The organism is Halomonas sp. ISL-56 (assembly GCF_018612805.1).
Lineage (GTDB): Bacteria > Pseudomonadota > Gammaproteobacteria > Pseudomonadales > Halomonadaceae > Vreelandella.
In genome coordinates, this window is record NZ_JAGGRO010000008.1 from 83,045 (window position 1) to 109,951 (window position 26,907).

21 protein-coding genes and 1 tRNA gene are annotated in these 26,907 nt (G+C 54.9%); 12 read left to right on the plus strand and 10 right to left on the minus strand.

Annotation, left to right across the window (positions count from 1 at the left end; all coding sequences use genetic code 11):
• The first annotated feature begins 36 nt into the window (after positions 1-36).
• From J7J49_RS06515 to J7J49_RS06525, 3 genes are all read left to right on the plus strand, one after another.
• Positions 37-597, plus strand: a complete 561-nt coding sequence (locus tag J7J49_RS06515) for a nitroreductase family protein (RefSeq protein WP_133733388.1) — start codon at positions 37-39, stop codon at positions 595-597.
• A gap of 2 nt (positions 598-599) precedes the next feature.
• Positions 600-1,109, plus strand: coding sequence for a YiiD C-terminal domain-containing protein (locus tag J7J49_RS06520; protein WP_215091152.1), 510 nt, complete (start codon positions 600-602; stop codon positions 1,107-1,109).
• A 106-nt stretch (positions 1,110-1,215) separates the two neighbouring features.
• Positions 1,216-1,303 (plus strand) — tRNA-Ser (locus tag J7J49_RS06525).
• Between the two features lie 365 nt (positions 1,304-1,668).
• Here J7J49_RS06525 and J7J49_RS06530 read toward each other — a convergent pair.
• Complete coding sequence (locus J7J49_RS06530; protein ID WP_215091153.1) at positions 1,669-1,824, minus strand: metallothionein; 156 nt, start codon at positions 1,822-1,824, stop codon at positions 1,669-1,671.
• 80 nt (positions 1,825-1,904) lie between these two features.
• Complete coding sequence (locus J7J49_RS06535; RefSeq protein ID WP_215091155.1) at positions 1,905-2,684, minus strand: CLCA_X family protein; 780 nt, start codon at positions 2,682-2,684, stop codon at positions 1,905-1,907.
• 93 nt (positions 2,685-2,777) lie between these two features.
• On the opposite strand from J7J49_RS06535, the gene J7J49_RS06540 reads away from it, so the two are divergent.
• Positions 2,778-3,464, plus strand: a complete 687-nt coding sequence (locus tag J7J49_RS06540; RefSeq protein ID WP_064236250.1) for a type 1 glutamine amidotransferase domain-containing protein — start codon at positions 2,778-2,780, stop codon at positions 3,462-3,464.
• A 503-nt stretch (positions 3,465-3,967) separates the two neighbouring features.
• Here the strand turns inward: J7J49_RS06540 and J7J49_RS06545 are convergent.
• The 3 genes from J7J49_RS06545 to J7J49_RS06555 form a co-directional block, all read right to left on the minus strand.
• Positions 3,968-4,183, minus strand: a complete 216-nt coding sequence (locus J7J49_RS06545) for a hypothetical protein (protein ID WP_215091157.1) — start codon at positions 4,181-4,183, stop codon at positions 3,968-3,970.
• A 385-nt stretch (positions 4,184-4,568) separates the two neighbouring features.
• Positions 4,569-5,918: a M20/M25/M40 family metallo-hydrolase gene (locus J7J49_RS06550; RefSeq protein ID WP_215091159.1), complete on the minus strand. Its 1,350-nt coding sequence runs from the start codon at positions 5,916-5,918 to the stop codon at positions 4,569-4,571.
• Positions 5,919-5,999: 81 nt separating this feature from the next.
• Positions 6,000-6,884: a LysR family transcriptional regulator gene (locus J7J49_RS06555; RefSeq protein WP_064236253.1), complete on the minus strand. Its 885-nt coding sequence runs from the start codon at positions 6,882-6,884 to the stop codon at positions 6,000-6,002.
• Positions 6,885-7,042: 158 nt separating this feature from the next.
• On the opposite strand from J7J49_RS06555, the gene J7J49_RS06560 reads away from it, so the two are divergent.
• The 6 genes from J7J49_RS06560 (at position 7,043) to J7J49_RS06585 (ending at position 14,589) form a co-directional block, all read left to right on the plus strand.
• Positions 7,043-8,008, plus strand: coding sequence for a TAXI family TRAP transporter solute-binding subunit (locus J7J49_RS06560; protein WP_215091161.1), 966 nt, complete (start codon positions 7,043-7,045; stop codon positions 8,006-8,008).
• 21 nt (positions 8,009-8,029) lie between these two features.
• Positions 8,030-9,940, plus strand: coding sequence for a TRAP transporter permease (locus J7J49_RS06565; RefSeq protein WP_251048176.1), 1,911 nt, complete (start codon positions 8,030-8,032; stop codon positions 9,938-9,940).
• The gene (locus J7J49_RS06570; protein ID WP_215091165.1) at positions 9,937-11,343 is read left to right on the plus strand and encodes an acyclic terpene utilization AtuA family protein; all 1,407 of its coding nucleotides are present in this window, start codon (positions 9,937-9,939) and stop codon (positions 11,341-11,343) included. Before J7J49_RS06565 ends, J7J49_RS06570 begins: the two co-directional genes overlap by 4 nt.
• Positions 11,330-11,683 carry an AtuA-related protein gene (locus tag J7J49_RS06575; RefSeq protein ID WP_064236257.1) on the plus strand — a complete coding sequence of 118 codons (354 nt, stop codon included), beginning with the start codon at positions 11,330-11,332 and terminating at the stop codon, positions 11,681-11,683. The genes J7J49_RS06570 and J7J49_RS06575 overlap by 14 nt, the downstream gene beginning before the upstream one ends.
• Positions 11,684-11,798: 115 nt before the next feature.
• Positions 11,799-13,022 carry a YbfB/YjiJ family MFS transporter gene (locus J7J49_RS06580; RefSeq protein WP_215091167.1) on the plus strand — a complete coding sequence of 408 codons (1,224 nt, stop codon included), beginning with the start codon at positions 11,799-11,801 and terminating at the stop codon, positions 13,020-13,022.
• Positions 13,023-13,125: 103 nt separating this feature from the next.
• A complete protein-coding gene (locus tag J7J49_RS06585; protein ID WP_215091169.1) occupies positions 13,126-14,589 on the plus strand; it encodes a sodium-dependent transporter in 1,464 nt (487 codons plus the stop codon).
• A gap of 4 nt (positions 14,590-14,593) precedes the next feature.
• On the opposite strand, the gene J7J49_RS06590 is transcribed toward J7J49_RS06585, so the two are convergent.
• The 3 genes from J7J49_RS06590 to J7J49_RS06600 are packed head-to-tail and all read right to left on the minus strand — an operon-like array spanning position 14,594 to position 17,536.
• A complete protein-coding gene (locus J7J49_RS06590; RefSeq protein WP_215091171.1) occupies positions 14,594-15,703 on the minus strand; it encodes an LBF_2804 family protein in 1,110 nt (369 codons plus the stop codon).
• Between the two features lie 42 nt (positions 15,704-15,745).
• Positions 15,746-17,047, minus strand: coding sequence for a Y-family DNA polymerase (locus J7J49_RS06595; protein WP_215091174.1), 1,302 nt, complete (start codon positions 17,045-17,047; stop codon positions 15,746-15,748).
• Between the two features lie 45 nt (positions 17,048-17,092).
• A complete protein-coding gene (locus J7J49_RS06600; protein ID WP_215091176.1) occupies positions 17,093-17,536 on the minus strand; it encodes a LexA family protein in 444 nt (147 codons plus the stop codon).
• Between the two features lie 169 nt (positions 17,537-17,705).
• Here J7J49_RS06600 and J7J49_RS06605 point away from each other — a divergent pair, with 169 nt between their 5' ends.
• Together J7J49_RS06605 and glyA are read left to right on the plus strand one after the other, a co-directional pair.
• Positions 17,706-19,109, plus strand: a complete 1,404-nt coding sequence (locus tag J7J49_RS06605) for an aq_1923 C-terminal domain (protein ID WP_215091178.1) — start codon at positions 17,706-17,708, stop codon at positions 19,107-19,109.
• A gap of 171 nt (positions 19,110-19,280) precedes the next feature.
• Positions 19,281-20,546: a serine hydroxymethyltransferase gene (gene glyA, locus J7J49_RS06610; protein ID WP_064236264.1), complete on the plus strand. Its 1,266-nt coding sequence runs from the start codon at positions 19,281-19,283 to the stop codon at positions 20,544-20,546.
• Positions 20,547-20,634: 88 nt separating this feature from the next.
• Here the strand turns inward: glyA and J7J49_RS06615 are convergent, their stop codons facing one another.
• Both J7J49_RS06615 and J7J49_RS06620 read right to left on the minus strand, forming a co-directional pair.
• Positions 20,635-22,068, minus strand: coding sequence for a phosphomannomutase (locus J7J49_RS06615; protein ID WP_215091180.1), 1,434 nt, complete (start codon positions 22,066-22,068; stop codon positions 20,635-20,637).
• A gap of 233 nt (positions 22,069-22,301) precedes the next feature.
• Positions 22,302-26,834 (minus strand): ExeM/NucH family extracellular endonuclease, encoded by a 4,533-nt coding sequence (locus tag J7J49_RS06620; RefSeq protein ID WP_215091182.1) that lies wholly within the window; start codon positions 26,832-26,834, stop codon positions 22,302-22,304.
• Positions 26,835-26,907: the final 73 nt, after the last annotated feature.

Below are 26,907 nucleotides of genomic sequence, written 5' to 3' on the forward strand. Positions count from 1 at the left end.
TACAGTAGCCTCACACGATTGGATTTGGAGTCATTAATGGACGCACTCACGCTGCTTCACGAACGTAGCTCAATGGGCAAGCTGATGGAGCCAGCGCCCAGCGGCGAACAACTCAGCGCCATTTATCAGGCCGCGCTACGAGCGCCCGACCATAAAGAGCTACGTCCCTGGCGCTTTATCGAGTTCAGCGGGGAAGGGCGTGAGCGGCTAGGCGAGCTATTTGCCGAGGCGGAGTTTCAGGAGGATCCCAGCGCCGACGACGAAACGCTCAACTCAGCGCGCAAAAAACCGCTTCGGGCGCCGATGATTATCGCTGTGATCGCCAAGGTGACACCCGAACTCGAAAAAGTACCCAAAATAGAGCAGGTGATCTCCGCTGGGTGCGCCGCCCACGGCATTCTACTGGCTGCTCACGCGCTAGGCCTAGGCGCTATGTGGCGCAGCGGGAAGTATGCTTTCGACCCCGTGGTTCGCAAAGGGCTGAGCCTGGATGAGGATGACGAAGTCGTCGCGTTTATCTACCTGGGCACCTTAGGGGGCCGCCACAAACCCGTACCTCAGCATAACGTTGCTGACTTTGTTGAGCGTTGGGACTAGGTATGAATCTTCCCCGCCAGCCAGGCATACCCCACCCCCGTTTACCGCTGCCAGAAGGCCAGCCGGAAGACCTGGCCGCCTTTCAACAGTGGTTGAGTGAAGCCATACCCATGGTGGGCGCGCTAGGCATTAACGGGGTGACGCGCCAGGACGATTCGCTAACCTGGCAGTTAGCTTTATCGCCTAACCTTAACGACAAGGGTACGGGCTTTGGCGGTGCGCTCACGGCGCAGACTACGCTGCAAGGCTGGTGCTGGCTTACGCTCTGGCTGCGCGAGCGGGGCATTGTGCGGGATGTCGTGGTTGCCGAGGCTAGCCAGCGTTTTCTAGCGCCGGTAACGAGTGACTACCGCTTGGTGTGCACGCCAGCTCTACCAGAAGGCCCCGCGCAGCTTGCCAACAAGCTCGCAGAGCGCGGTAAAGGGCGTATAGCGCTAACCCAACGGCTCTACTGTGGTGAGACACTCTGCCTGGAAGCCAACGGCAGTTACGCGGTGTTGCCGTCACGCTAACCGAATGGGTAATCGGCCTGAAAAGGCTTGCTATTTCGAGGCTTAGCCAATAGTATATGCGCCGTTCTGTCACGAAAGGTTCAGCCTTTCAACAGCGACAAAACGCGGAGGGGTGTCCGAGTGGTCGAAGGAGCACGCCTGGAAAGTGTGTAAGCCGCAAGGCTTCGAGGGTTCGAATCCCTCCCCCTCCGCCACAGAATTTAAAAAAGCCCGCTGATTAATCAGCGGGCTTTTTTGTGCCCTAAAAATATGCTGTACCCAGGTACCTGGGGTTATTGGCGCTATTCTAAAAAGGCAGCACGCCGCCAAAGCCGATACCCAGTACGGCAACGATAACAACAACGATAACGACGATAGTAGTAGTAGACATTTTCTCTTCCTTTGAGTAGTGAGCTTTGCTAAAGCTTAGTCGCGATTACGCCATTTCACACGTTAGCGAAAAAACTGAGCATTCTTTCCATGATGGCAGGAAAATACCTGCCGAAGCGCCCGGCAGTGAGGTTTGAAATCCATAGCTGGCGGGCGTTGATAAAATAGCAGAAAACGTTCAGTAGCGGGCTTATTTCCCACACTGGCAGTCGTGGCCGCAGTCGCTAGAACCATCGGCATGACCGTTGGCGCAAGACTCGCAGCAATAGAGTTTGCCATCTTTCTCAACGGCTTTGCTGTCGACCGTGCATTTACACTTGGGGCACGCACACTTTTGCTGAGCCATGTTGAATCTCCTGTGTTGGAGTTAAAAGTGTAGACCCGCCCCCAAGTGTTATGTCATTGCATTTCTATCAATTCCAGCTGTTAATTTTCACGCCCCAGCGCCTCACCTAGCCCACCAAAATAGTCGCCAAACGCTGCATTAACCCGCTCTCGTTGCTTCCCTTGCGGGTAAAGACCCATCTCCGCTTCGGGGGAGGCTTTGGTGCCTTTGACTAAGAAGTGGTTGGTGATAGCGGCGTCTTGTACAAAGGCCTCAAAGGCGCGGGCGCAGAGCTCTTCGGGTTTGCTGTAGTAGAGTTGACCGAGCTTTTTATCCATTTGCACCGAGTGCTGAAACAGTTCACTAGGCTGATTGCCTGTTGGCTGCAGCAAAATAGCTTTGAAGCAGTCCATCAATAATTGATTAAGCGGGTGGGCGATGGGCGCCGCATCGGCTAGCCACGCGGTGGAGGCGAACATACCGTTGGGCGTACCGCGAAAACATTTTGTGGCGATGTAATGGTCGAAAGCGTGAAACCACTCATGGGCGATGCTGCCAGGGCCTGCGTTTTTGGCCAACGCAAAGCTGCGTTGGCTGGGGTCGTAGTGGGCAGAAACGCCCGGTCGGCCACCGCTGCCGTACTGAAGCGCTATTGAGCCGCGCAGCGAAATCAACGCTTCTGGCCCCTGGAGAATCAACATAAGATCGCACAGCGCATCGTGGAAAAGCTCAGCGGCCCGGTCACGCTCGGCACTGGTGACCCAGCGGCCAATTTCAATCGAGCGAAAATCAAACTGGCGTCGAATCAATGCAAAACTGCTTGCCTGCCCTTGTCGATGGTCAGGCCCACTGCGGTAAAAATCCCGCGCTTCAATGCTCACTTATCGTTTCTCCTTGTATTCCGCCATCCAGGCCCCCACTAACTAACCGTAACGCATTTTAAGTGCCTCATTTTTCACCGTATGGAGAGAGTTATGAGCAAGCGTATTTTAGTGGTACTGACGTCACACGATCAGTTGGGTGATACCGGCAATAAGACCGGTTTTTGGCTCGAAGAGCTGGCCGCCCCTTATTATGTCTTTAAAGACGCGGGTGCTGAAGTAACGTTGGCATCGCCCAAGGGAGGGCAGCCGCCGCTGGATCCCAAAAGCGATGCAGAGGATAGCCAAACTGATGAAACGCGCCGCTTCAAGCAGGATGAGCATGCCAATGCTGAGCTTGCTGCTACCCATCGCTTGAGCGACATGAAGGCTGATGACTTCGATGCGGTGTTTTACCCAGGTGGCCATGGCCCACTGTGGGATCTCGTCGATGACGCGGACTCTATTCGCCTGATCGAAACCTTTATCGCCCAAGGCAAGCCGGTTGCCACGGTTTGTCACGCGCCGATTGTGTTAGTAAATGCGAAAGACAGCGCTGGCGAGCCGCTTGTTAAAGGCCGCCAGGTAACGGGCTTTACCAATGGCGAAGAAGAAGCCGTTGGCTTGACCAATATCGTGCCGCATCTCGTTGAAGATGCCTTACAAAAGTGCGGCGGGATTTATAGCAAAGCGGATGATTTCACCCCTTACGTTCGCGAAGACGGCCAGCTGATCACCGGGCAAAACCCGCCTTCCTCAGCGCTTACGGCCGAAACGCTGATGGCGTGGCTGAAGAAATAACGCTGAAAGCGTATTAGCCCAGTGGGATGGTCATGATGGCGACCTAGTAGCAGCCGTTCATTGGTTGCCATCGTGATGCCAAGCACCTTGTATTAGAAACCACGGCTTAAAATCCAAAAAGTCTTTAAAAAACAGTTTATTTGCTGCTACATATCACAGGTTAGATAAACCCCCTGGCATAAAGCGCACTGTATAGGCATAGCGAAGGGAGCTCGCGACAAGGAAGAACAAGCAAGGATTGCTTGTGTAGCACAAGGATGCACAAACAGGATGTTTGTGGTGCAAGATCAGGGAAGACCCAATGAAAACCCGGCCAAGGAATGGCCGGGTTTTTTTTGCCCCGGAATAAATGACATATTAATTAAGCTCTTGTTACGTTTTTATTAACTGTTTGTTGCTAACTGATTTTATTAACTATGCGTTGCTTGTTTTGATAAAAGGGCAGCTGCACTACTAGATTACCCATAGGTTTATAACAAGCCGCCCTTAAACAAGCTGTTTCTTTAACAGGCATAGTGATAGTAAAGCGAGCTTAACTCATTCAGGGGTACTTCAACCGCTGTTTGGCAGTTTAGGCAGCGTACGGTGGTACTGTTTTTACCGGTGCCTTCTAAACGGAAGCGGTTCAAAAATTGATCTCTGGGTGACTCTGAGTTACCGCAATGACGACAGATGACATCCAGGCCGTTGACTTTGTTGGTAATTATAATATCGCGCACGCTGACCTCCTACCACTAGGTTAGATGATGGTTCAGGCGTGGTAACGTCCATGTAGAGCAGTATCGTTGCCGACACTTTTAAAAGTATAGCGCTGCTGGGTATACGCGCCATTTAAAAAAGATAAAAAGCGTGCTTTAAATGGCTATCCTTGAAGCTGTGAAAAAAGATAAATTTTTTTCCGTTTTGATAACACAGGTTAAATAAATAGACCATTTTAAGGTTCACAGTGAGCATACACCACACGGAAGTGGAAACAGGGAAGATTAAGCTAGGATGGCTTACGCTCATGGAAGCACAAACAGGATGTTTGTGAAGATGAATCAAGGAAGGTTTGATAAAGCCCCAGCCAGGGAATGGCCGGGGCTTCTTTTTTATACGCTTGTTTTATTTCTTAGCTTTCTTCTTGTTTTTCTTGCTGTGGTTACTTTCTCCACTTTGGGTACTCGCAGCGCTTTGCTCGCTTTCGGTATTCTCATCTTTACTGTCATCACCCTCACTCTCCGGCTTATCGCTGCCTTGATGAGTGAGCGGGCTAGCTTGGTCTAAGCGCGGGTGGTTATCCAGGAATTCACGCTGTAGGTCTGGTATGGCATCCAAGGCTTGCAGGGTATGGGTGAGGGCGTGAATAGCCGCCAGCACATCCTGGGTATGGCCGGTTTCTGAAATGGTGTGCATATTGCGGATGGGGAAGCCAATCGAGGTAGCGGCGCTATCGATAGACGCTAATACGCCTGCCATGCCATCGGTACCCGTATCCACACCAACAATATCGCGCTGCAGCGGGATGTCCTGCTCTTTAGCGGCGGTAGAGATAATCCGGTTGAGCTGTTCGCTGGCAATCGAACCCACCGCCATGGTGAAGCCTTTGCCCATCTCTAGCGGTTGCATGCGCTTGTCGCCAATACCGGGCGCAGCCACATAGTCGTGGTTTACGTCCACGCCAATCAGCGCATCCGGCTTCATTTCACCCGCCATCACGCGGCTGCCGAAACGGCCAATCTCTTCATAGCTGGCAATCGCAAACAGTACGCGCACGTTTTTGGTGCCGCCCGCTTCAGCGATTAGGCGCGCCACTTCGGCGGCCACAAAACAGCCCAACCCGTTATCCAGGTAAGCACCGTAAAAGGTGTTAGGGCTAAAGCCTGGGCGGATAGGGCGGTCAAAAATAATCGAGTCGCCGGGGCGTACGCCAAGGTTCAGCACTTGCTGCTTTTTATTTTCGCCGTGGATCTGAAGATCCAAATAGATCTGCTCTTTCTTCAGGCCTTTGCTGCCATCGCGTTGGGCAGGGTCAGAAAAGTGAATCGCGCCCAGCGCTTCCACCGTGCCGCCTTCAATGCAGCGATAGCTGCCAGGGGCATCGGGGTCTTCGCTAAACAGCTTCACTTCATGGCCAATCAGTACGGTAGGCAGGAACGAATCGGTGTTGATCCAAATCTTGCCGTCTTCACCAATTGAGCGCACCTGCATACGGATTTTATCCGCATGGCCGATGATCATGACCTTGAACATATCGTCGCGGTCTGGGTGAGTGTCCAGCACAACGCCCGCGTTGCCCTTGAACTGGTGAAGGTGCCAGCCTTTAGGGGCAAAAGATTCAAAATGTGGCTTCAGCACGCCGTAGGTCATTGCCGCTTCCAGGCCGACGGGGCTGGGGGCCGCAAGGATCTCACGCATCAGTTTGAACTGTGCGTCGGGCATCGGCTGTGTCCAGGGTTTTGCACTATCGCTCATCGTTGTCGCTCACTCATTTTTAGGTGGATGTTAATCACCTCTAGTCTGCCAGATTCCCGCTGGTTGTGTAGAGAAAGCCGCTTATTCGTGGCAATGAATTAGCTCGCGCAGGGCGCTGGTGGCGGCGGACGGAGGATGACGTCGGCTTAATACAATGCCCAGTTCACGGCGAATCGTTGGCTCGACCAGCGGGCGGTGTTCGATGCCATCAGTAGCAATTTGGCGAAAACTGAGCGAGGGCAGCACGCTAATGCCCAATCCCGCAGCCACCATGCGCCCTACCGTGGCGATCTGGCGCGCGTCGCATAAGATATCCAGCCGCTCGCCCACGCTCTGCATAATGCGGTCAATATCCTGGCGCGAGCTGGAAAGGCGATTGATACCGATAAATGGATAAGCCGCGAGTTGGCTCCAGGCGACGGCTGATTGCGCCAGCAACGAGTGCCCACAGGGGCAAACGACCACATAGCTGTCTTCGAGTACGGGCTCAAACGTTAGATCGTCTGCGTCGCTTGGCGGCACTGAAAGCCCGAGGTCGGCGCGGCCTTCGCGCACCATTTGATTGATCTGCTCAGCCAACACATCGTGCAGGCTAAGGTTAATACGTGGGTAGGCCTCATGAAAGAGCTTAATAACGCGGGGGAATAATCCTGCCGCCAGAGTAGGCAGGGCGGCCACGGTTACTTTTCCGCGCTGTTTGGAAAATTGGTCGTTAAGATCTTCAAAGGCTTCATTCCAATCATTTAAAAGCCGCACGGCGACCGGCAAAAAAGCTTCGCCTTCCGGCGTTAAAGCAAGTTGCCGAGTCGTTCGCGCAAACAGCGCACCACCGACGTTCTCCTCGAGTTTACGCAGGGCAATCGAGATCGCCGGTTGGGAAAGGTGCACGCGCTCGCTGGCCTCCGCAAGGCTACGCGAATGGGCGACGGCAACAAAAACACGCAACTGCTGGATGCTTGGATTCATTTAGAAAGTAAAACATAAATTAAAAACTATTCAATATACAAAATTAACCCGGCAGACCATGCTTGTTTTATCGCATGCAATCAGCGTCGCGATCACCGTTTTAGATAAAAAAACGCTCTACAATAACAATAGCTCGCTTAGCGAGCTTCGGAGACACAATGAAAACGCTACTTACCGCCATGGTGGCAAGCGCCGCGGTGCTGGCTGCTGCCACTTCCCATGCCGATGAGCGCCTGCTGATTGGTTCCACCTCCAGCTCCTCCAGCCACTACAGTTACTTTGTTGCGGTTAATCAAATCATTAATAACCAAGTCGAAGGAGTGAGCTCTTCCGTTGCAGAAACCGGTGCTACGGTGGATAACCTGCGCCGGTTAGGCCGCAATCAAATCGATATGGGCTTGGTTACCACTAACACCGGTTATCACGCCTACGCTGGCGAGGAAGATTTTGAAGGCCGCCCCGTCGATAACCGCCTGCTATGGGTCTACACCGTGGCACCGCAGAATGCCGTGATGCGCCAGGATGCGGAGGTGGAAACCTTCACTGACTTAGACGGTGTGCGCTTCAATCCAGGGATTACCGGGTCAGCCACCGAGAAAACCACCGAAGCGGTAATGCGCGCGTTAGGTATCGAACCTGATTACGTGCGCGGTTCAACGACCGATATGGTCGACGCCATGAAGGATGGCCGGGTGATGGGGTCGGTAAAATCGGGGGTCGGAGAACGCCTGGATGGCTCCTCCATGGACATCGCCACTTTCACACCGATAAGCGTGCTGTCGCTCGACCAAGAGCAGGCCGACACACTGCGCAGCGAAATGCCCGACGTAGCGATTGTCGATGTGCCCGAAGGGGCCGCAGAGGGTATTCCTGCTTACACCACTTGGGCCTTTGGTGTGGCCGTGCACGCCCATCCAGACATGGATGATGAGACAGCCTATCAAATAGTCAAAGCCGTGATGGAAAACCCAGAGCCGCAGGTTAACGCCTTCGCAGCCATGCAGGATGCGGATATGGCGAAGATGACCCTGGAGGTTGGCACCGTGCCACTTCATGCCGGCGCTGCGCGCTATTTCGAAGAGCAAGGGTATGACATCCCCGATGCCTTGCAGCCCGTCCAGTAAGGCCCATTGGAGACGATGATCATGCGCGAGACAGTGACCAAAGGCTTGGCGCTCCTGCTGGGTGGGCTAATCCTTTATACCTCCGCCACTGGGCCATTCGAAAGCTTGATTCAGCGGAGTATCTTTCTCGCGCTGGTCATCCTGCTAGGGCTTGCCGTTTATCCATTAGGCGCAGGCAAGCGCTGGCGGCCGCTGGGCATTGCTATTGATGCAGTGCTGGCAGTGGGTGTGGTAGTTGCCTGTGGCTATGTGGCGCTGAACTACGAACAAATTCTGGTCGAACTCCCCTGGGCGACACCTCGGGATATGCTGCTGACCGGCGTACTGCTGGTGGCGATTCTAGAGCTGTCACGCCGCGCCATCGGCGTGATCTTTCCACTGTTAGTGTTAGTGGGTTTGGCTTATGCGCTGTTTGGGGCGGCAATCCCTGGGCCGCTTGGTCACCGTGGGTTTGATCTTTACTACATGACTGAAACCATCTACCTCGGCGATTTAGGCGTGTGGGGCATGCTGGTGGGTGTCGCCGCGACGACCATTGCCGCCTTCGTACTGTTCGGCTGTTTGCTGCTACATACCGGAGGCGGTAATACCTTTATGGATTTGGCGTTGCGTATTAGCGGCCGCTCGCCGGGCGGTGCTGCCAAAGTGGCCACGGTGGCCTCCGGGCTGTTTGGCATGGTCAGCGGTAGCGCGGTGGCCAATGTGGCCACCACGGGCAATTTCACCATTCCCATGATGAAGCGCTTGAACTACCCGCGCCCGTTCGCGGCTGGAGTTGAGGCCGTGGCCTCGACCGGTGGCCAAATTGCACCGCCAATTCTGGGTGCTGCGGCGTTTATCATGGCGGAGATTCTGGGCGAAAGTTACCTGCGTATCGCCTTAGCGGCTTTGCTGCCCGCGATCCTTTTCTACCTGGGGGTGTTTGTCACCATTCACTTGGTCGCCAAGCGCCGTCAACTGCAGGTAGTACCCGATGATGAGCTACCCAGCTGGTCAGATGTGATACGCCCTGAACGAATCATTCCCATTCTGGCCGCATTAGGCGGGCTGTTTTACGGCGTACTTAGCGGCCGTTCGATTCAAATGTCGGCGTTCTACGGCATCTTAATGACCGTGCTAACGTTCGTGCCTTTTGCGCTGATGGCCAAAATGTCGCTGCGCGAGATCCTCGGCAAACTGGTGGCAGGCCTAGTCGATGCAGGCAAAGGCATGGTGATTATCGGCGTGCTATTGGCCGGGGCACAGATTCTGGTGGCGATGATCGGTATGACCGGCATCGGTGTGACGTTAGCGAGTTTGATTGTCACGGTGGGCGGAGAATCGCTGTTCCTGGTCGCCTTTATCGTTGGCGGCGTGTGCCTGATTTTAGGCATGGGCATTCCCACTACGGCAGCGTATGTGCTGGTGGCGTCGGTACTGGCTCCAGCGCTCACGGCCATTGGCGTTGAACCACTGATTGCCCACCTGTTTGTTTTCTACTTCGCTACCCTGTCGGTGATTACGCCGACCGTCTGCATTGCGGTCTTTGTAGCCTCAGGTATTGCCGACACCAACTGGCTGCCTGCCGCGATTGAATCAGTGCGCTTGGCGGCGGCTATTTATGTGATCCCCTTCCTGTTGCTGATCTACCCGGCCTTAGCGGGGTTTGGTTCTGCCCTGGATATCGTCTTGGCCAGCTGCCAAGGGGTCGTGTTCGTAATGGCGTTTGCCGCGCTGATGTCGCGGGTAGCCATGACGGGTAAGCGCTTGATCGATGTCGCAGCGCTGATCGCGGTGATTGGGCTGGCGTTGACGCCCGGCTGGCTGACCACGCTGGCAGCGCTAGCCCTGATCATTGGGTTATTTATACGCCGCCGCTCGCTGCTAAGAGACGAGCTGGAGTCTGTCGCAGGCGACCACCACTCTCTTCAGGCCAAGGAGACACAGCTATGAGCTTTTTATTAGGCAGCGGGGCGGGCTTTTCCGGCGACCGTACCGATGCGGCCGTGGCGGTGGTGGCAGAGTTGATCAAGCGGCAGCTACCCTCCGCGCTAGTATTTGAAACCCTGGGAGAACGGACATTAGCGGCAGCCCACCGGGCGATGCGTGACGACCCCGAAAGCGGGTTTGAACCGCTGTTGGACGAGCTGTTGGCCCCAGTGCTGCGCGACTGCCTGGACCACGGAATCAAAATTCTAGGCAACTTCGGTGCAGCGAACCCTGGCGGCGCGTGCCAGGTAATTGCTGACTTGGCTACGCAGCTTGGGCGAGGGGATGTATGCATTGCCCAGGTGCACGGTGACGATATCCGCCAGCAGTTGCATAGCTTGGACTTGCAGCGCTGGGAGGCCGAGCGGCTGGATATGCCGAGCGATGACGCCTTGATTTCAGCCAATGTCTACCTGGGTGCCAAGGCGCTGGCAGAGGCGTTGACGATGCAGGCGGATGTAGTGGTCACCGGGCGCGTTGCCGACCCGGCGCTGTTTTTAGCGCCGCTGATGCACTACTTCGACTGGCGTTGGGACGATTGGGATCGCCTGGCCTGCGGCATGATGGCGGGTCATTTGGCAGAGTGCGGCGCCCAGGTGAGCGGCGGCTACTTTGCTGACCCAGGTTTTAAAGACGTACCGGGGCTTGCCACAGTGGGCTATCCGATTATTGAAGTAGAGCAGGATGGCAGCCTTATTATTACCAAACCCGCCAACACCGGCGGCTGTGTAACCGAGCAAACGGTGAAAGAACAGCTGCTTTATGAAGTGCATGACCCGGCTAATTACCTGACCCCGGATGTCACGGTGGACCTTTCCCATGCCGTGGTGCGTCAGTTATCACCCAACCGCGTGGCGGTGACGGGAATTCGCGGCAAGCCAGCGCCTGAGCGGCTAAAAACCACCGTGTGCTATGAAGGTGGCTGGCAGGGCGAGGCGGAAATTTCCTATGCAGGGCCCAACGCCCTGGCAAGGGCACAGCTTGCAGCGCAGGTGCTGCGTGAACGATTGGTGTTTCGTGCTCCCGCTGAGCTGCGTACCCGCTTGGATATCATTGGCCTAAGCAGCGTATTTGATAGCGATAGCGGTGAGTTGCAGCGTAGCGCTTCAGCTCCTGCCAACGGCGATTATCGGCTGCGGCTGGCGGCCGAGCACAGCGAGCGGCGCTGGGTCGCTCGTGCCACCCAAGAGCTTCTGGCGCTTTACTGTGCCGGGCCTGCGGGAGGCGGTGGCGTGCGGCGCCAATTTCAACGGCGAGTGTTTACGGCTTCATATTTGGTCAAGCGTAGCGACGTTCATGCCCATGCCAGCCTGTTTGAATCGTCGCCCCTCGGCGAACGTAGGAGTGAACGTTATGTTGCAAGCTGAACACACGCAAACGCCGGTGCACCCGCATTCTCCTGTCACCCTTCATCAACTCGCCCATGCCCGTGCAGGCGATAAGGGCGAGCGGCTTAATGTGGCGTTATTTGCCTATGACCCAAACCACTACACCACCTTACTGGAGCAGGTAACCGAGGAGCGTGTGTTGGCGCTGTTTGCCCACCGCGGTGCCAGCCGAGTGCGGCGCTACCCTTTGCCTAATTTGGCGGGCATGAACTTCGTGATCGATGACGTGCTTCAGGGCGGCGTTAATGGCGCGCTCAACTTGGATGGGCATGGCAAAACGCTGTCGTTTTTGCTGTTAAGTCTGGAGGTCAATGTCTAGCCATACCCCCGACCTAGGTCGTCATTACGCACTGCTCAAAACACCTTACTATGTTGGCTAATGTATGCTTGCTAACAAATATAACAAGCTGTAACGGTGTTTAAGGAGCCGCTTAATGACCGCAGCAACATTAAGTTCTCAGCGCTTTAAAGTGCTACTGGCGGGCGTTTTCAGCCAAATACTGTGCGTCGGGGTCGCTCGTTTTGCCTATACGCCGTTACTGCCGGTGATGCAGCAGCAGACCTGGATGGGCGACGCCGATGGCGGCTGGCTGGCGGCACTTAACTACGCGGGCTATATGCTGGGGGCGGTGCTGGCTGCTTCTATTCACAGTATTTATATCAAAGACACACTATTTCGCTGCGGGTTAATTCTAGCTGTATTCACCACGGCGGGTATGGCGCTCACCGAGCATTTCTGGGTCTGGGCAGGGCTGCGTTTTCTGGCCGGGCTTTCCAGCAGTGCTTCAATGCTATTAGCGTCAGGGCTGATTCTTCATTGGTTAATCCAGCACCGCCAGCGTGGCGAGCTGGGTATTCATTTTGCCGGTGTGGGCTTAGGCATGATTGTCGCGGCGGTGGCGGTGGAAATGATGCTGCAGCTCTCGTTTAGCTGGCAGACCCAGTGGTGGGGCTTTAGCCTGCTGGGTGCCGCACTGCTTGTGCCGGCCTGGCGCTGGCTGCCGCGCCCGGTAAAACCAGTGCTAGGTGCCCACTCAGCGAATAGCCAACCCACAATGCCGCCTACGCGCACCTTTATGCGCTGGATGCTCGCCGCCTACTTTTGTGCCGGTTACGGCTATGTGATCAGTGCGACCTTTTTAGTCGCTATCGTCGAGCGGGAACCGCTGCTGGCGGGAATGGGTAACTGGACGTTCGCCCTGGCCGGTTTGGCCGCCGCCCCTGCGGTCATGCTATGGGATTTAGTTGCCCGACGGGTGGGCTACCTGGGGGCACTGATTATCGCTATGGGGATTCAAGTGGTGGGCATAGTGCTGCCGGCTATTACCGCCAATGCCGCTGTGGTGCTGTTAAGCGCTGTGCTCTACGGTGGCACCTTTCTGGGCTGCGTCAGCCTGGTACTGACCATGGCGGGCAGGCTCTATCCGGCAAGCCCGGCACGGTTAATGGGCCAGATGACGCTGGCATACGGTGTCGCTCAAATATGCGCCCCGGCGTTAACCGGTATGTTAGCGGAAGCCTCTGGCCATTATGGCGTTGGGCTTTGGCTGGCGGGCGGCTTTGTGACCCTCGGTGCGGTGTTGTTGGCCTGCTTGCGCAAGGTAGACCAAACCGCCCAGCGCTTGGATGCCGCTGCCAAAGCTAGTGTCTATGTCTAGGAGCTGAGGCCTAGGAACTGAGGCCTAGAAGCTGAGGCCTAGTGGGCATTACCCACGAAATCCTTTAGGATAATCGCCTTTTTCTGACGGGATAAATGGGCAAATGACCTCTTCTAGGCAACCTCGCACCCAATGGCTAGGCCGCTGGGGTTTTATGCTGGCGGCAACCGGCTCTGCCGTTGGGCTGGGCAATATCTGGAAATTCCCCTACATGACTGGGGAGTTTGGCGGCGGCGCCTTTGTATTGGTTTATCTAGCCTGTATCTTTGCCGTGGGTGTGCCGGTAATGATGGCAGAGATCGCTTTTGGGCGGCGTGGTCGCGGCAGCCCGGTAGACGCCATTCGCCGTGTGGTCAACGAATCTGGCCGTTCATCGGCGTGGTCGTTGATTGGTTGGATGGCCATGCTGTGCGGTTTTATGATCTTGTCGTTCTACGTGGTGGTGGCGGGCTGGTCGTTCTCCTATCTGTGGAAAATGCTCACCGGCGGACTTGCGGGCAGCAGCGTCGATGATATGGCCGCTGTGTTTGGTGCCAATAACGACAACCCGCTCAACCTTGGTTTTTGGAGCACCTTGGTAACGCTACTGACGATGCTGATCGTGGGCAAAGGCGTGCAACAGGGGATCGAGAAGAGCGTTAGCTGGATGATGCCGGGGCTGGTGGTCATGCTGGTGGTGCTGATTGGTTTTGGCATGTTTTCCGGCGGTTTTGGCGCCGCGGTCAATTTCCTGTTCTCGTTTAACGCGGGGAGCCTTTCCAGCGAGGGTATGCTGGCAGCCCTTGGGCATGCATTTTTTACCCTATCGCTGGGCTCCGGGGCGATTCTCACCTACGGCAGCTACCTGCCTAAAGGCGCCTCAATTGGTGGCACTACGATTAGTGTGGCGGTGGCGGATACCGTGGTGGCGCTAATGGCGGGGCTGGCGATCTTCCCGGTGATTTTTGCCAACGGCATGAACCCCGGCGAAGGCCCTGGGCTGATTTTTATGAGCCTGCCGCTGGCCTTTCAGGCAATGCCGCTTGGCACGCTGTTTGGCATCTTGTTCTTCCTTATGCTCTCCATGGCGGCGTTAACCTCCTCAATCTCTATGGTCGAGGCCACGGTTTCCTGGCTGTGCGATAACAAAGGCATCTCGCGTTCGAAAGCCTCCTGGGGCACAGGCATTGTGCTGTGGGTGATCAGCACCTTAGCGATGCTGTCGTTTAACCTGGGGGCTGACTGGACACTGGCGGGTAAGAACGTCTTTGACTGGCTGGATTACCTAACATCGCGTTGGATGATGCCACTGGGTGGCCTGGGCATGGTCGTACTGGCGGGGTTTGTACTAAAAAGTGACACCTTCCGCGACGAGCTTGGGCTTGCTCCGCTGCCTTATGCGCTGTGGCTGACCATGGTGCGCTATGTTAGCCCACTGGGTATTGTGGTGATTTTTGTCGACGCGCTGGGTGTCTATCAGGTTTCGTTTACCGCCCACTGGCCGTGGCTGCTAGCGATTCTGGCCGCCATGGCGGTGCTTGGCGAAAGCCTAAGCCCGCGCTTGCGTCACGCGCTGAAAACAGCGTAATACGCTACGGCATCTGCCCCGATAACAAACGCTGCTGCTGAGCTTTCACTTCATCGCTGCGCAGCGGCGTTTGGCAGGTCGCATACACTTCTGTTAGGAATCGCTTGCGTGACCCTCGGTAGGTACCGCTAAGTAGCGCCGCCTGGGTAAGGGTATTAAGCAGTGTTTTACGTGACTCCCCCGTCAGTTGCGCATAGCCCTGTAGGGCAGTTGGCCAATCAACGTCAATTGCCAGTGGTTTATCAGGCAGGCTGTTCAGCAGGCGAGCCAATAGCAGCACTAGATTTGGGTGCGGGTGCTGATTGCGCATAATTAGCTCACCCACCCCCTGGGCTACCAGGCGTCGGGTGTGTTCATCGCTATCAGTCAGCGTTTCCATCAAGTGCTTAACCAGGGCGGGGCCACGCGCCTGCAAGTAAGCTTCTTGAATAATGCGTGCGGCTATCCAGGCGTTCCATACGGCGTACAGCGGCCCGGTTAATATGGGTAGAAAGCCGCGCAACGTCAGTCGTCCCAATAGCCGACGCAGCAGTAAACGCAGCAGAAAGCTGCTTAAGCTGATTTTTAAACGGTAAAGCAGCGCTCGAAGCGTTAGCTTCCAGCCATGCAGGTAAGCGTGGGGGTCTACGCCATAAATAAGACTACCAGGACTGGGGTATTCCAGTGCCGACCGGGAAATGCCGTGAACGGTCAACTGAATATCGGGTTCAAGAGCTTCTGTTTGGCCGTAACGTAGTCCCGCCAAACGGGTAATGCGCGCCACGCCGCGCAGTGCATTCCAGTATAAAAAGCCGATTTCCAGCGCGGTAACCAAGCCTGCGACGGCCAGATAGCCACTCCAGTAGGGGAGTTGCTCCCTAAGGCTCATGGCTTCCCAGTGGCTAGTGGCAAACTCACGCATCCACCATTCGGCGCTGCCAATCAGCGTGCCGGAAATCAACCCAGCGAGCGCTGCCCAGGCGATGATCCAGCGCCGTGCCCGCTTAAGGGCATGTGGGGCGGGGGAATTAAGTGCTGGGTGGCGGCGTAAATAGCCCTGTACATAGCGGCTAGCCCAGCGCTGCGCTAGCCCGGGGGCTGGGGCGTATTCTTTATCTGGCCGAGTGAGGGACATAAAAACAGCGGTTCCTACGCATTGGTTCTTCCAGGTTAGCGGTTAGGTTCGTGAAGTACACGCATGAATAGCGCCGGGGTGAGTGCCTACTTTCATAAGTTCATCCCAGCGCGTGGTATAGCGGTCTGAGCGATGAGCGCAGCGTAACTGCCAGGCGGCAGGTGCGTTCGTCATGCCAAAGCTGATCGTGCCTTGCCCCATACGCTGGTTAATTTGATCCACCGTTGCCATCAAAAACGGGTGACGATTCCGGGTGGGCGGATGTAGCAACGAAAGCTGATGCTGCTCAGCGTCCACCAAATCCAACAGCATTACGCCAGCCTTCATAAACCGGTAGCTGGGACGATGCATTTGCTCAAGCCCTTGGCGAACGGCGTCGAGGATAATACGAGTGTCGTCGCTGGGTGAGGGCAGCGCTATTAAGGCATGGGGATTATATTGTAACTGGTCTCGGCGGTGGCGGTTGGTATTCAGAAATACCATTACCGCACGGGCCAGGCTCTGCTGTTCGCGCAGTTTTTCAGCACTACGCTGGGCGTGGCGTCGCAGGGCGTTATGTACTTCGGCAAAAACGCCGGTGGGTTGGCCGAAAGAGCGCGAGGTCATAATGCGCTCTCGGGGCTTATCTATTGCGTTCATCTCCAAACAGGGGACGCCGCGCAGCTCAAGCGCGGTGCGTGCTAGCACCACCGAGAAACGCTTGCGGAGCTGTTTTTCATTGCTTTCACGCAAGTCCCAGGCGGTGTTAACGCCGCCAATGGCCAAACGCTCGGCGAGTCGATGGCCGACGCCCCAAACACTGCCTACCGGCGTACGTTTGAGCAACGCCTGCGTGGTGTGATCCTGTCCATCAAGCAAGCAAACGCCTTGGTAGTGAGGGTATTGCTTGGCAAGGTGATTGGCCAGTTTGGCGAGCGTATGCGTGGCTGCCAGCCCAATACACACCGGCAAGCCCAAGTGGCGGCGTATACGCTGGCGCAGGCGTCGCCCTAGCGCCGCACATTGTTCTGTAGTGAGACCTTCTAAATAGACAAACATCTCATCGATTGAGTAGGGCGCAACCGCAGGGCAGGCATCACGCAGTAGTTGGGCCAGTCGCCCCGACATATCACCGTACAGCTCGTAGTTAGACGACAGAAGATGGATCTCGCCGCGCTGGCGCAGTCCTTCAAGCTTGAAGGCGGGCGTCCCCATGGGAATATCCAGTGCTTTCAATTCGGCTGAACGGGCGATCACACAGCCATCGTTGTTTGACATCACTCCCACGGGCCTGCCTTCAAGCTTGGGCTGAAACACCCGCTCGCAGCTTACGTAGAAGTTGTTGGCATCGACTAGACCAATCATCGCAAGTCCTCATCTCGAATATGCGTGTTTGCGCAAACAAGCATGTCAACGCACATACTCGTGCACCACGGTGCGCACCACACCCCATAGCTGGCAGTCGCTGCCTTCAAGGGGCAGCGGCGGGTAGTTTGGGTGGCTTGAACATAGATGCGGTCTGCCCCGGTAAAGCGCATAGCGTTTTATCAACGCCTCGCCCTCCAGCATAGCGACCAAAATATGCCCCAGACGCGGCTCAATACTGCGGTCAACAATCAGCAGGTCGCCTTCAAAAATACCCCAACCTTCCATACTGTCGCCGGTGGCGGTGACATAAAACGTCGCGGTGGGGTTTTTAACCAGCCGTGTATTGAGATCCAGCGTGCATGGCTCGTAATCCTGAGCAGGTGAAGGAAAGCCGCTAAAACCAGCGCGGCCCAGAAAAGTTAAATAAGGCAGCGGCTGAGAGGTTAACGGCAAGGCTGGCGTAAGGTGATCTGACTGGCCCGGCATCGTCGGCATCCTGATTTTAAAATATTGTATAAATATACAGTATTTTTTGAGGCGAGAGAAAATGAAAAATAAGTCAGGGTCTTTAACGAAATCTCCAAACGGTGCGCTTGGCATCTCACTTTTATTAGCTTAATGATATGCTTAAGGCATCTTAAAGGGAGATCACCGCATGCATGTCTTCGGTTATTACCGGCGCTTTACCACAGGGCTTTCGGCTCTTTTGATTTCGGGCATGGTGAATGCATCGCCCGAGCAACTTGAGGCGGATTTTCGTGAACGCATGATAGGCGAAGACGATAGGCTCACTTTTAGCCGTATCTACGAAGACAGTGAGCAGCAACGCTATATTGCTGAGGATATAGCGATTACTCACGCCAACGGCGATGTGATCACCCTTGAACGCTATAGCGTCGAGGGAGCCTATGAGCACCCCGACCAAGTAGTGATGGAGAGCATAGTCTTTAGAGAAGTTGGGCAAGCTGATCCACTCCTCAGTATCGCAACGTTAGTGCTGCCCCAGCCATCACGGGCGGTGTTCTCCGCTGAAGATTTTGATCAGGCGGTGGAGAGTGTCTCCTTCAACGCCGTGACGGCTAGCGATATCATGCTACGGATGGACGACGGTGCGGCAGAGAGTGCTTTAACAGAGATGAGTCATACTCCCGTGAAAGGCTATATTCATATTGATGACTTCACGCTGGAGGGGTTGAATCGTAGCGCCTTAGAGCTATTGAACATCGAGGGAATCAGTGCAGAGTTCAAGTACCTAGAGAGCGGTATTACCTCAGAGCTCGCGCTGACGAATCTGCGCATTGAACAACTGGTCGGGCTAGATAACCCCGGGGCAGAGAGCGTTGAGCACGCTGAGCTTAACGGCTTTAGCCTGACGGGTGACGACTGGCGCGTACTCCTTGATAAGCTGTGGGTTAACGGTAGCAACCATACCGGCGATGCGGGCTTTGAAGGGGCTTATTTCGATGTGGCTGAACTGATTCGCCTCGCTCCCCCTGACGATCGCGAAGCGATCCAGAGTTTGAGTAATGTACTCACCGGCGGTACTGGGCAGTTAAGGGCAGAAGGGCGCAACCATTCCCGGTGGGAGGAGGCTGATGAGGGCAATCGGCTAATATCCGAAGGATTCTTAACGCTAAGCGGTGCCGCTGGGTTTGAATTCACCATGGATCTTCCTATCACGCTCCCGAAAGGGGTGACTATAGAGCAGGCAACGCAGAACCCCGCGTTGTTAGAGTTGGCAACGCTGCATGGCGGCGACGTAGTTGTCGCTTACTCCGATGAGGGGTTGTTGCCGCGTATAGCGACTGAAATGGCCAGCCAACAAGGTATTCCCGAAGAGCGGGTGATCTCCCAGATCGCGGCACAAGCCCAGCAGTTTGGCCAGCTGTTAGGCCCGCAAGTCAGCAAATTAATGACCGGTATGGTCGATATCATGGCGGGATATTCCCAACAACTAACCGTCAATGTGGCGTTCCCCAATCCGTTTATGCTTAATCAATTTATTATGAACCCTATGGGCAACGTTGATCAGTTGAGATTCTCCTACCAATTAGAGTAGCTCCCTCTATCAGCCCGGCTGTCCAGTTGGTCAGCATTGAGCGGCCAGGGCAACATGAAACACACTCATGCACGACCTGACGCGGATGCGATGAAAGTCGCGTCAGGCTGCGTTATGATAGCGCCCTCGCTTCTTCCATGATGATGCTTTCTCGTTACGAGGTTCCCGCCGATGTTCAGCCGCGATATGACAATTGCCGGATTCGATGATGTGCTGTTTGATGCCATGCAGAAAGAAGTGGAGCGCCAAGAAGCCCACATCGAACTGATCGCTTCCGAAAACTACGCCAGCCCCCGAGTACTCGAAGCCCAGGGCAGCCAGCTGACCAATAAATACGCCGAGGGCTACCCCGGCAAGCGCTACTACGGCGGCTGTGAGTTCGTCGATATTGCTGAAAATCTGGCCATTGATTACGCCAAAGAGCTGTTCGGCGCTACCTACGTGAACGTCCAGCCCCACTCGGGCTCGCAAGCCAATAGCGCAGTGTTCCAAGCGCTGGTTAAGCCTGGCGATACTATTTTAGGTATGAGTCTGGATGCGGGCGGCCATTTGACCCACGGTGCCAAGCCTAATTTTTCTGGCAAGCACTACAACGCCATTCAGTACGGTTTGAACGATCAAGAACTGATCGACTACGAGCAGGTGGCGCAGCTTGCCCGTGAGCACAAACCCAAAATGATCATCGCCGGCTTCTCAGCCTATTCACAAATCGTTGACTGGGCCAAGTTCCGCGAAATCGCCGATGAAGTGGGTGCTTACTTATTAGTTGATATGGCCCACGTCTCCGGCCTGGTCGCAGCGGGCGTTTACCCCAGCCCCTTGCCCCACGCCCACGTAGTTACCTCCACTACGCATAAAACACTGCGCGGCCCCCGCAGCGGCGTGATTCTCTCAGCGGAAAACGACGCGGATATTGAGAAAAAGCTGCAGTCAGCGGTTTTCCCCGGTGGTCAAGGTGGCCCCTTGATGCACGTCATTGCCGCTAAGGCGATCTGCTTTAAAGAAGCCATGGCACCGGAGTTCAAAACCTATCAGCAGCAGGTAGTTAAAAACGCCAAAGCCATGGCCAAGGTGTTTATCGACCGCGGTTACGACATCGTTTCTGGTGGCACCGAAGACCATCTCTTCCTACTTTCGCTGATCAAGCAGGGCGTAACCGGTAAAGATGCCGATGCCGCTTTGGGTCGTGCCCACATCACCGTGAACAAGAACGCCGTGCCTAACGACCCGCAAAGCCCGTTTGTGACCTCTGGCCTGCGTATTGGCACCCCCGCGGTGACCACGCGCGGTTTCAGCGAGCAGGAGTGTACTACGCTGGCTGGCTGGATCTGCGATATTCTGGATGTGTTGGCTAAAGGCGAAGACACCAGCGCCATTGAAGCCCAGGTGTTGGATAAAGTAGCCGAGGTCTGCGCGAAGCTGCCGGTTTATAAGTAAGCAGCTGTAGCAAGACTCCTTGACTAAGGAAGGCCCAAAAAACGGGTGGCCCATTGGGGTCATCCGTTTTTTGTTGGCCTCGTGATGGCTAGCTCAGTTGGGCGAGAGCGGTCAAGCTCTGCTTGACCAGTGTCGATGCGACTGCTTGTGAAGCTGATTCACTATAGCAGCGCAGCTCCGGGGCGTTTCCCGAAGGGCGAAGGTGGACAATATCGCCATTGACAAGGGTGGCTCTTAGCCCGTCGGTGCTGTCCACGTGCTCAATAGCAGCTTCCAGCCCTAAGGTTTGCTGCATAAGCGTCGGCGTTGTTTGCCATTCGGCCAGCAGTGCATGGCTTTTCTCGGTAGCGAAATCTTTGAGTCTGTCGCTTGCCGTATAGCGAGCGGGTAAGTCAGCGATTAATTGCGAAAGGTTAACCCCGTTCTGGGCAGCCGAAACCATGAGTGTAAGGGCGGGCAGTAGCGCATCGCGGGTGGGCAGTGCCGCTAGCTTACGCCCCTCAGTTTCTAGACTGCTCCCCAATAAAAAGCCACCGTTGGCTTCAAACCCAGCTACTCGCGCAAACTGTTCGCTGAGCTTAGCCATACTGTCTAATACATAAGGCGAGCCAATACGTGTGCGCTCAACCAGCTGAAAGGCACCGCACGCTTCAATCGCCGTATTGCAGCTTACGGGTACCGCCAGCGCTTCAATTCCCAGCGCACGGGCGCAGAGTAAACCGACAATATCACCACGCTGCCAAGTACCTGTTTCATCCCCCAGCAAAGGGCGGTCGCCATCGCCATCGGTGGAAAACAGAGCCTGTAACTGATGCTGGTTTGCCCAGGCACGACCTTGGGCCTGATCCTCGTCGCTAACGGCTTCGGTATCTACGGGAACGAAGGCCTCGCTGCGGCCCAACACCACCACATCTGCACCTAACTCACTCAAAATATGCGCGCTTAAATCACGCCCTGCAGCAGAGTGTTGATATAAACCGACCCGCCAACCTTTCAAGGGCTCGCCTGGAAACCATGCAGTGAAGCGCTGAGTGTATGCCTGATTAGCGGCTTCAGAGACTTCGCTGCGTGCTGGCGCAGGTAGGGTGGGCATTGCCGCCTCTGCATTAAGAATGGCGACTTCATCAGCTTTGGTGATCTCGCCATTGGGGCGATAAAACTTGATGCCGTTACGGTCAAATGGAATATGGCTGCCGGTAATCATGATGCAGGGAACGCCATCCGCCATTGCCTTTAAGGCTAAAGCGGGCGTGGGCAATACGCCGTAGTCATCTACATCCACTCCTAGCGCATGCGCCGCACTGGTACAAGCGGCTGCCATTGCTGGGCTGCTGGGGCGGCGATCCATACCAAGTGCAATACGCTCCACTGAAAAAGATGCCTGCATGGCCGTTATAAACGCCACGGTAAACGCCGCGCATACTTCGTCTGAAAATTGCTCGACCAAGCCGCGTGCACCGCTGGTGCCAAAGGCAATGCCGCTATCATTAATAATTGCAGTAGTGGAACGTGCTGAGCTCAACGTATTTCTCCTGAAAAAAATGCCTGCCGCGAGTTTAACACCCCAGGCGGGAAGCGCTATGGGTTGCTTTAGCGTTGATCAGGAGGAACGTTTGAGTGCTCGTGAGCTAAGCCTAGCTCCCTCTCGCCTCCCGCAGGGGAGCTAAACTGAGCGATAGTATTCATAAAAATGGCCTCCGCAAGCGGAGGCCATGCTGTCTTTCACTCAGGTTGCTTAAACGTCAATCGCCCCGTTTAAGCTTCAACGCCCAAGTTCAGGCCCACCAGAATAGGATCGTGGTCTGAACTACGGAACGCATCATCGGCGTATAAGTTGTCGTCTTGACGGTCATTGGTGAAGTCGGTGTTGTAGTCCAATGCGGATGCTTCGTCCGCATTAATGTGCCAGGTTGTAGTGCCGGTCACTTTCCCGGCTAGCGTTTCACTGGCTAATGCATGATCCAACGAACCCCAGAAGCCATCAAAAACGTAGCTGTAATCATCATCCAACAGTTCAAAACCAGCATCCGTCAGCGTTGTGATCGGATCTTCCATGGCATAAGCATTCAAATCACCCAGAATCAGCAAGTCACTGTCATCGTTACCGGTGGGCTGGGTCGCTAACCAATCACGTAGTTCCTCAGCCGCTTCGACGCGGGTGGGGTTGTTATTGGCCTGGCCATCGCCAATGGCTTCTTCGCCGTTAACCACGCTTCCCTTGGATTTAAAGTGGTTAACCACTACCGAGAAGGTTTCGCCGCTGCTAGTGTCCTCAAAGGTTTGTAACAGTGGCGCGCGGTTTGCTGTGGCGAAGGCCCCATCGGTTTTAGTGGCCGCTGCGCCAACAGGCGACACTGCTTGGCTGTTGTAGATCATGCCGACTGCAATAGCATCATCCCCAGGGCTAATGGTGTTGCCATTCTCATCTTCGGGGATGCTGTAAGCCCAGGTGACCCCCTGAATGTTGTTATTTTGCACGTCTGCATTCAGTGCTTCTACCAGCGCGGCAATGGCGCTATCGTCATCGTAGCCGTTGTTCTCTATTTCCATGAGGCCCACGACATCGGCGCCACTGGTATTAATCGCCTCCACGATTTTGGCTTCCTGACGGGCAAACTCCTCGGCATTGTTGGCCCCACGCGGGTCATGCTCGGTGCCGTTCAAGGTGACCGTTTTGTTGCCGTTCTGATCCAGCGTGTTGAAGTAGTTCAGAACGTTGAACGAGGCGACCGTAATATCGGCGTTACCCAGCGCATCTGTGTCGGGTGTTTCGGGGCGTGCTGGGCCGGTAAAATCAAGGCCATCGACGTTCTGCACTTTCCACTCTTCAAAGTTGTAATCCAGCACACCTTTTAGGGTTTGGAGCTCGTCGCCGCCACGCAGAGGGTTCGTCGCCGAAAGCTCATCACCGTTGCGGCCATAAATAATCGGGTCAGTGTTTTGCGCTGAATTCGCGTCATCGACTTTAATAGTGCGCGCTTCGGCGTCTTCAAGCCAAGCGCTATAACCTGCTACGTCAGGCGCGTTGACTTCCGTGAATTGCTCTAAGCGGCCTCCTGATGAAAGCGTCACTTCCCCATAGCGGCCCAGCTCATAAAGTTCGGTGACCACCAAAGGCTCACCATCCAACGCTTCGATAGCAACGCGCATACCTTCAAAAGCTTCCAAGCCCTGCTGGTCGGTAAACGGCATGGTGACACGTTGGCTTTCAGGCAAGGCCACATCGTTAGCCAGTACATCCAAGCTATCGCGTTCGGCAGTTAACTGCGTTTTCTCGAAATACTCTGAGACCTCGCCGCTGATGCGAATTTGATCACCGGCGGTGAGCTGCTCCAACCACTCACCGCTGTTACTGCCCGCATGCACAAAGATACCTTCTGACGTCGCTGCATTATCGTCGTTATCGCTATCTTCCTCTTGCAGGAAAAAGCCATCCAAACCAGGGGTGACCATGGTGACAATGGCTTCAAGCGTAACGTTTTCGCCCTCCAGAGCACTGCTGTTTGAGTCGCCCTGTACCGTAGAAATCAGCGTAATATCCACCTGAGGCTCATTAGCCAGACCCGGCGATGCCTCGGCGGGTACATCGTCATTATCGCCGCCCAGCGCGCCAGAGCTGACTGCCCCGTTACTTTGAGTGGTGGTAAATGCCTGTAAATCCACATCCCATGAGGCCGCGTCAAACCCATCGGTATCGGGGTAGGCTTCCATCGCTACCTGGTTGCCGTCTACGCGCGGGTCACCCTGCCATAGCGTCACAGCGTCGCCACCACCGCCCAGACCGGAAGCGTCCTCGGCATAGCCAATTTTTAAGCTATCGATATTTTGTAAATTGCTCCACGCTGAACGGAATTCCGCGACCGACTCGGTGTTGCCATCCACCATGACAATTGCCGATTCCCCCGGGGAAAGTGATGTTAATCCTTGAATTTCAACAGCATCCTCGGGGTCGGCGCTGTCATCATCGTAACAAAGTGGTTGGGTGGTAAAGTCCAGTGTTTCATTGGAGCGGTTAGTAATCTCGAACCAGTCTTCCGTGACATCGGCACCGCTTTGGCCCGACCAAATCTCAGTGATGGCCAAACCAATATCGCGCTGACCGGGCACATAAGGAGCTTCCATGGTGCCCAGTTGGAACTCGGTCGTTGCATTAGCGGGTAATTCACCGTCCTCAAACGACCAGTTTTGCGGGTCGCCAATGGCGCTTAATAGCTCATCCGCCGTGCCAAACCCATCGCCGCTAAAGGCTGCATTGCGGGCACTGCCAACGGCAACCGCTGTTACACCCTCTTCGAGGCCAGGCGGAAGTGCGGAGCTGTTGGAGGAGTCGGCGGTGTCCTGCCACTCATCGCTATTAGTTTGCACGGCATAGATAAACGAGGGGTTGCTAGCCTCGCCAACGAAAGCAAGTACCTGGTCACCGCTGACCGAAAGATTGAAGCCATTGTTGCCAACATCGCTACCGTTGGCCGTGGTGAATTGCTCAGAGTCTGCCGTGTAAGTAAAGACAGTGCCTGCAGCGACACCGCCTTCCGGTGCTGTCCATTTCACAGCACCTTCGCTGGCGCGGAAACCATCGCCAGTCCAGCCTGAATCAGTAAAGGTAATTTCAGCGCCTTCACTGATTCCCTTTAACGCCACAAACTGAAAGATCTTTTCGCTACCACTGACCGACGTAATTGCAATGTCGCCAGCCTGAGGTACCCAGTCAGGCAAGCTGAACTCAATATCCGTAATCACAAAGCGCTGCTGCTCGGCAGGTAAATCCTTAGACTCTTGGCCCTCCTCTAACCAATCCACCGTGCCACTATCAAACAGCACGCTTGCGGAAACGCCCTCATCGGTAATGGAGACATCGAAAAGTGATTCAGGCTTCGCTGTCAGTGCGTCCGGTAACGTATTAAGATCCACACCCTCAATTTCACGAACGGCATAAGCGCCATCCCACAGGTAAAGCCCAAAGCCAACGTCATCCGAGTCATCAACGGGGCCTGCCAATATCAGATAGCCGTTATCGCCGGCAGGCTCAATAGAGCGCACAGCGCGTCCATCCAAGTCTAAACGCAGCGGGTCACCAAAGGTTGCCTCGATAGCCTCTCCGGCGACCAGAGCGATGGCATTTTCGACCGGTATTAATTGTGCAAAGCCATTATCCAGCGGCGAGCGTAGGCCCAGATATAGGGAATCACCGATAAAGGTAGCGCCCTCAATATTGACGCCTAGCGAAAGACCCAGCGCATTTTCGCCTAAACCATGGCCATTATTGGCATCCCAGCCGTTAAGCTGGTTGGCTAAATCAGTAAATTGTCCTGTTACCTGGATATCCAAATTCTCAGCGTTATCGCCAGTTACTTGAGTGGCAAAAACCATCGAGCGTTGACTGCTCTCGTGGGAGCCCAGCCAGTAGTGGGTACCTTGGTACGTCGCCACTGCTTCTAGATCCACCTCTTGGGTGTCATTTAGACCCAGAGCATCATTCAGGTTGACTTCTGTCAGAGGGGCGCCGTCACTGTCGCGCTCATAGAGGCGTAATACCTGATCTTCGTCATCCGCTACCAGCATTAAAGCCTCGCCCACTGCAATGGCTGCTGATGCATCAGAAGTGCCTGTGTGGTAGCGCTCACCCAGATTAAAGCTTGGGGTGTTTGGCTCAGGCTCACTAGGATTGGTTGGTTCTGTTGGTTCTGTTGGTTCTGTTGGCACTTCTAGCTCGCTCTCAAGTTGCTCAATATAACGATTCAGCAGCGACTCAACATAATCCATGCTGGAGCCATTGTTGAGTAAAGAAGCTAATGCCCGTGCTGGCTGTTGTCCGGTGCTTTCGCTGTCGTTAAAAAAAGCTGCGACAAGCTCTTCTCGAGACAGCCCATCCACCAGCAGCGCTGACCAGTAAACTAAACCTTCTGGGTCAGGCTCGCGGTTCAGAGCACTGTTATAGAGCTGGTTTAGCCAAGCGGTATCGTCTAAGTTGGAAATGCTGTTTTTATACTCATTAGATGCTTGAAAACTCTTGACAATCTCTTCTAATGCTAAGCCGTTGCGGTGCTCGTTGACCCAGTACGAAAGACCTGAAGTATCAGCTGTGCGTAATAAATAGGCACTGTAGAGCGTAATGATAGGCTGAATTTGTTGCTGAAACTCGGTACTTTCCATTATGGAGTTAATAATAGTTCTTACATCGGAAATCCCGCTATCCAGGGTGGTAGTCCAATAATTAACGCCAGCCTCTTCCGGCTCACGCAACAAAAAATCGCGGTATAACGTAGAAACAAGCTCAAAATTGGTCATTTAACCAGCCCTCACAGGATGAATAGAAATAACTAACTTATTGCTAAGTCATAGCAATAAAATGACTCTAATG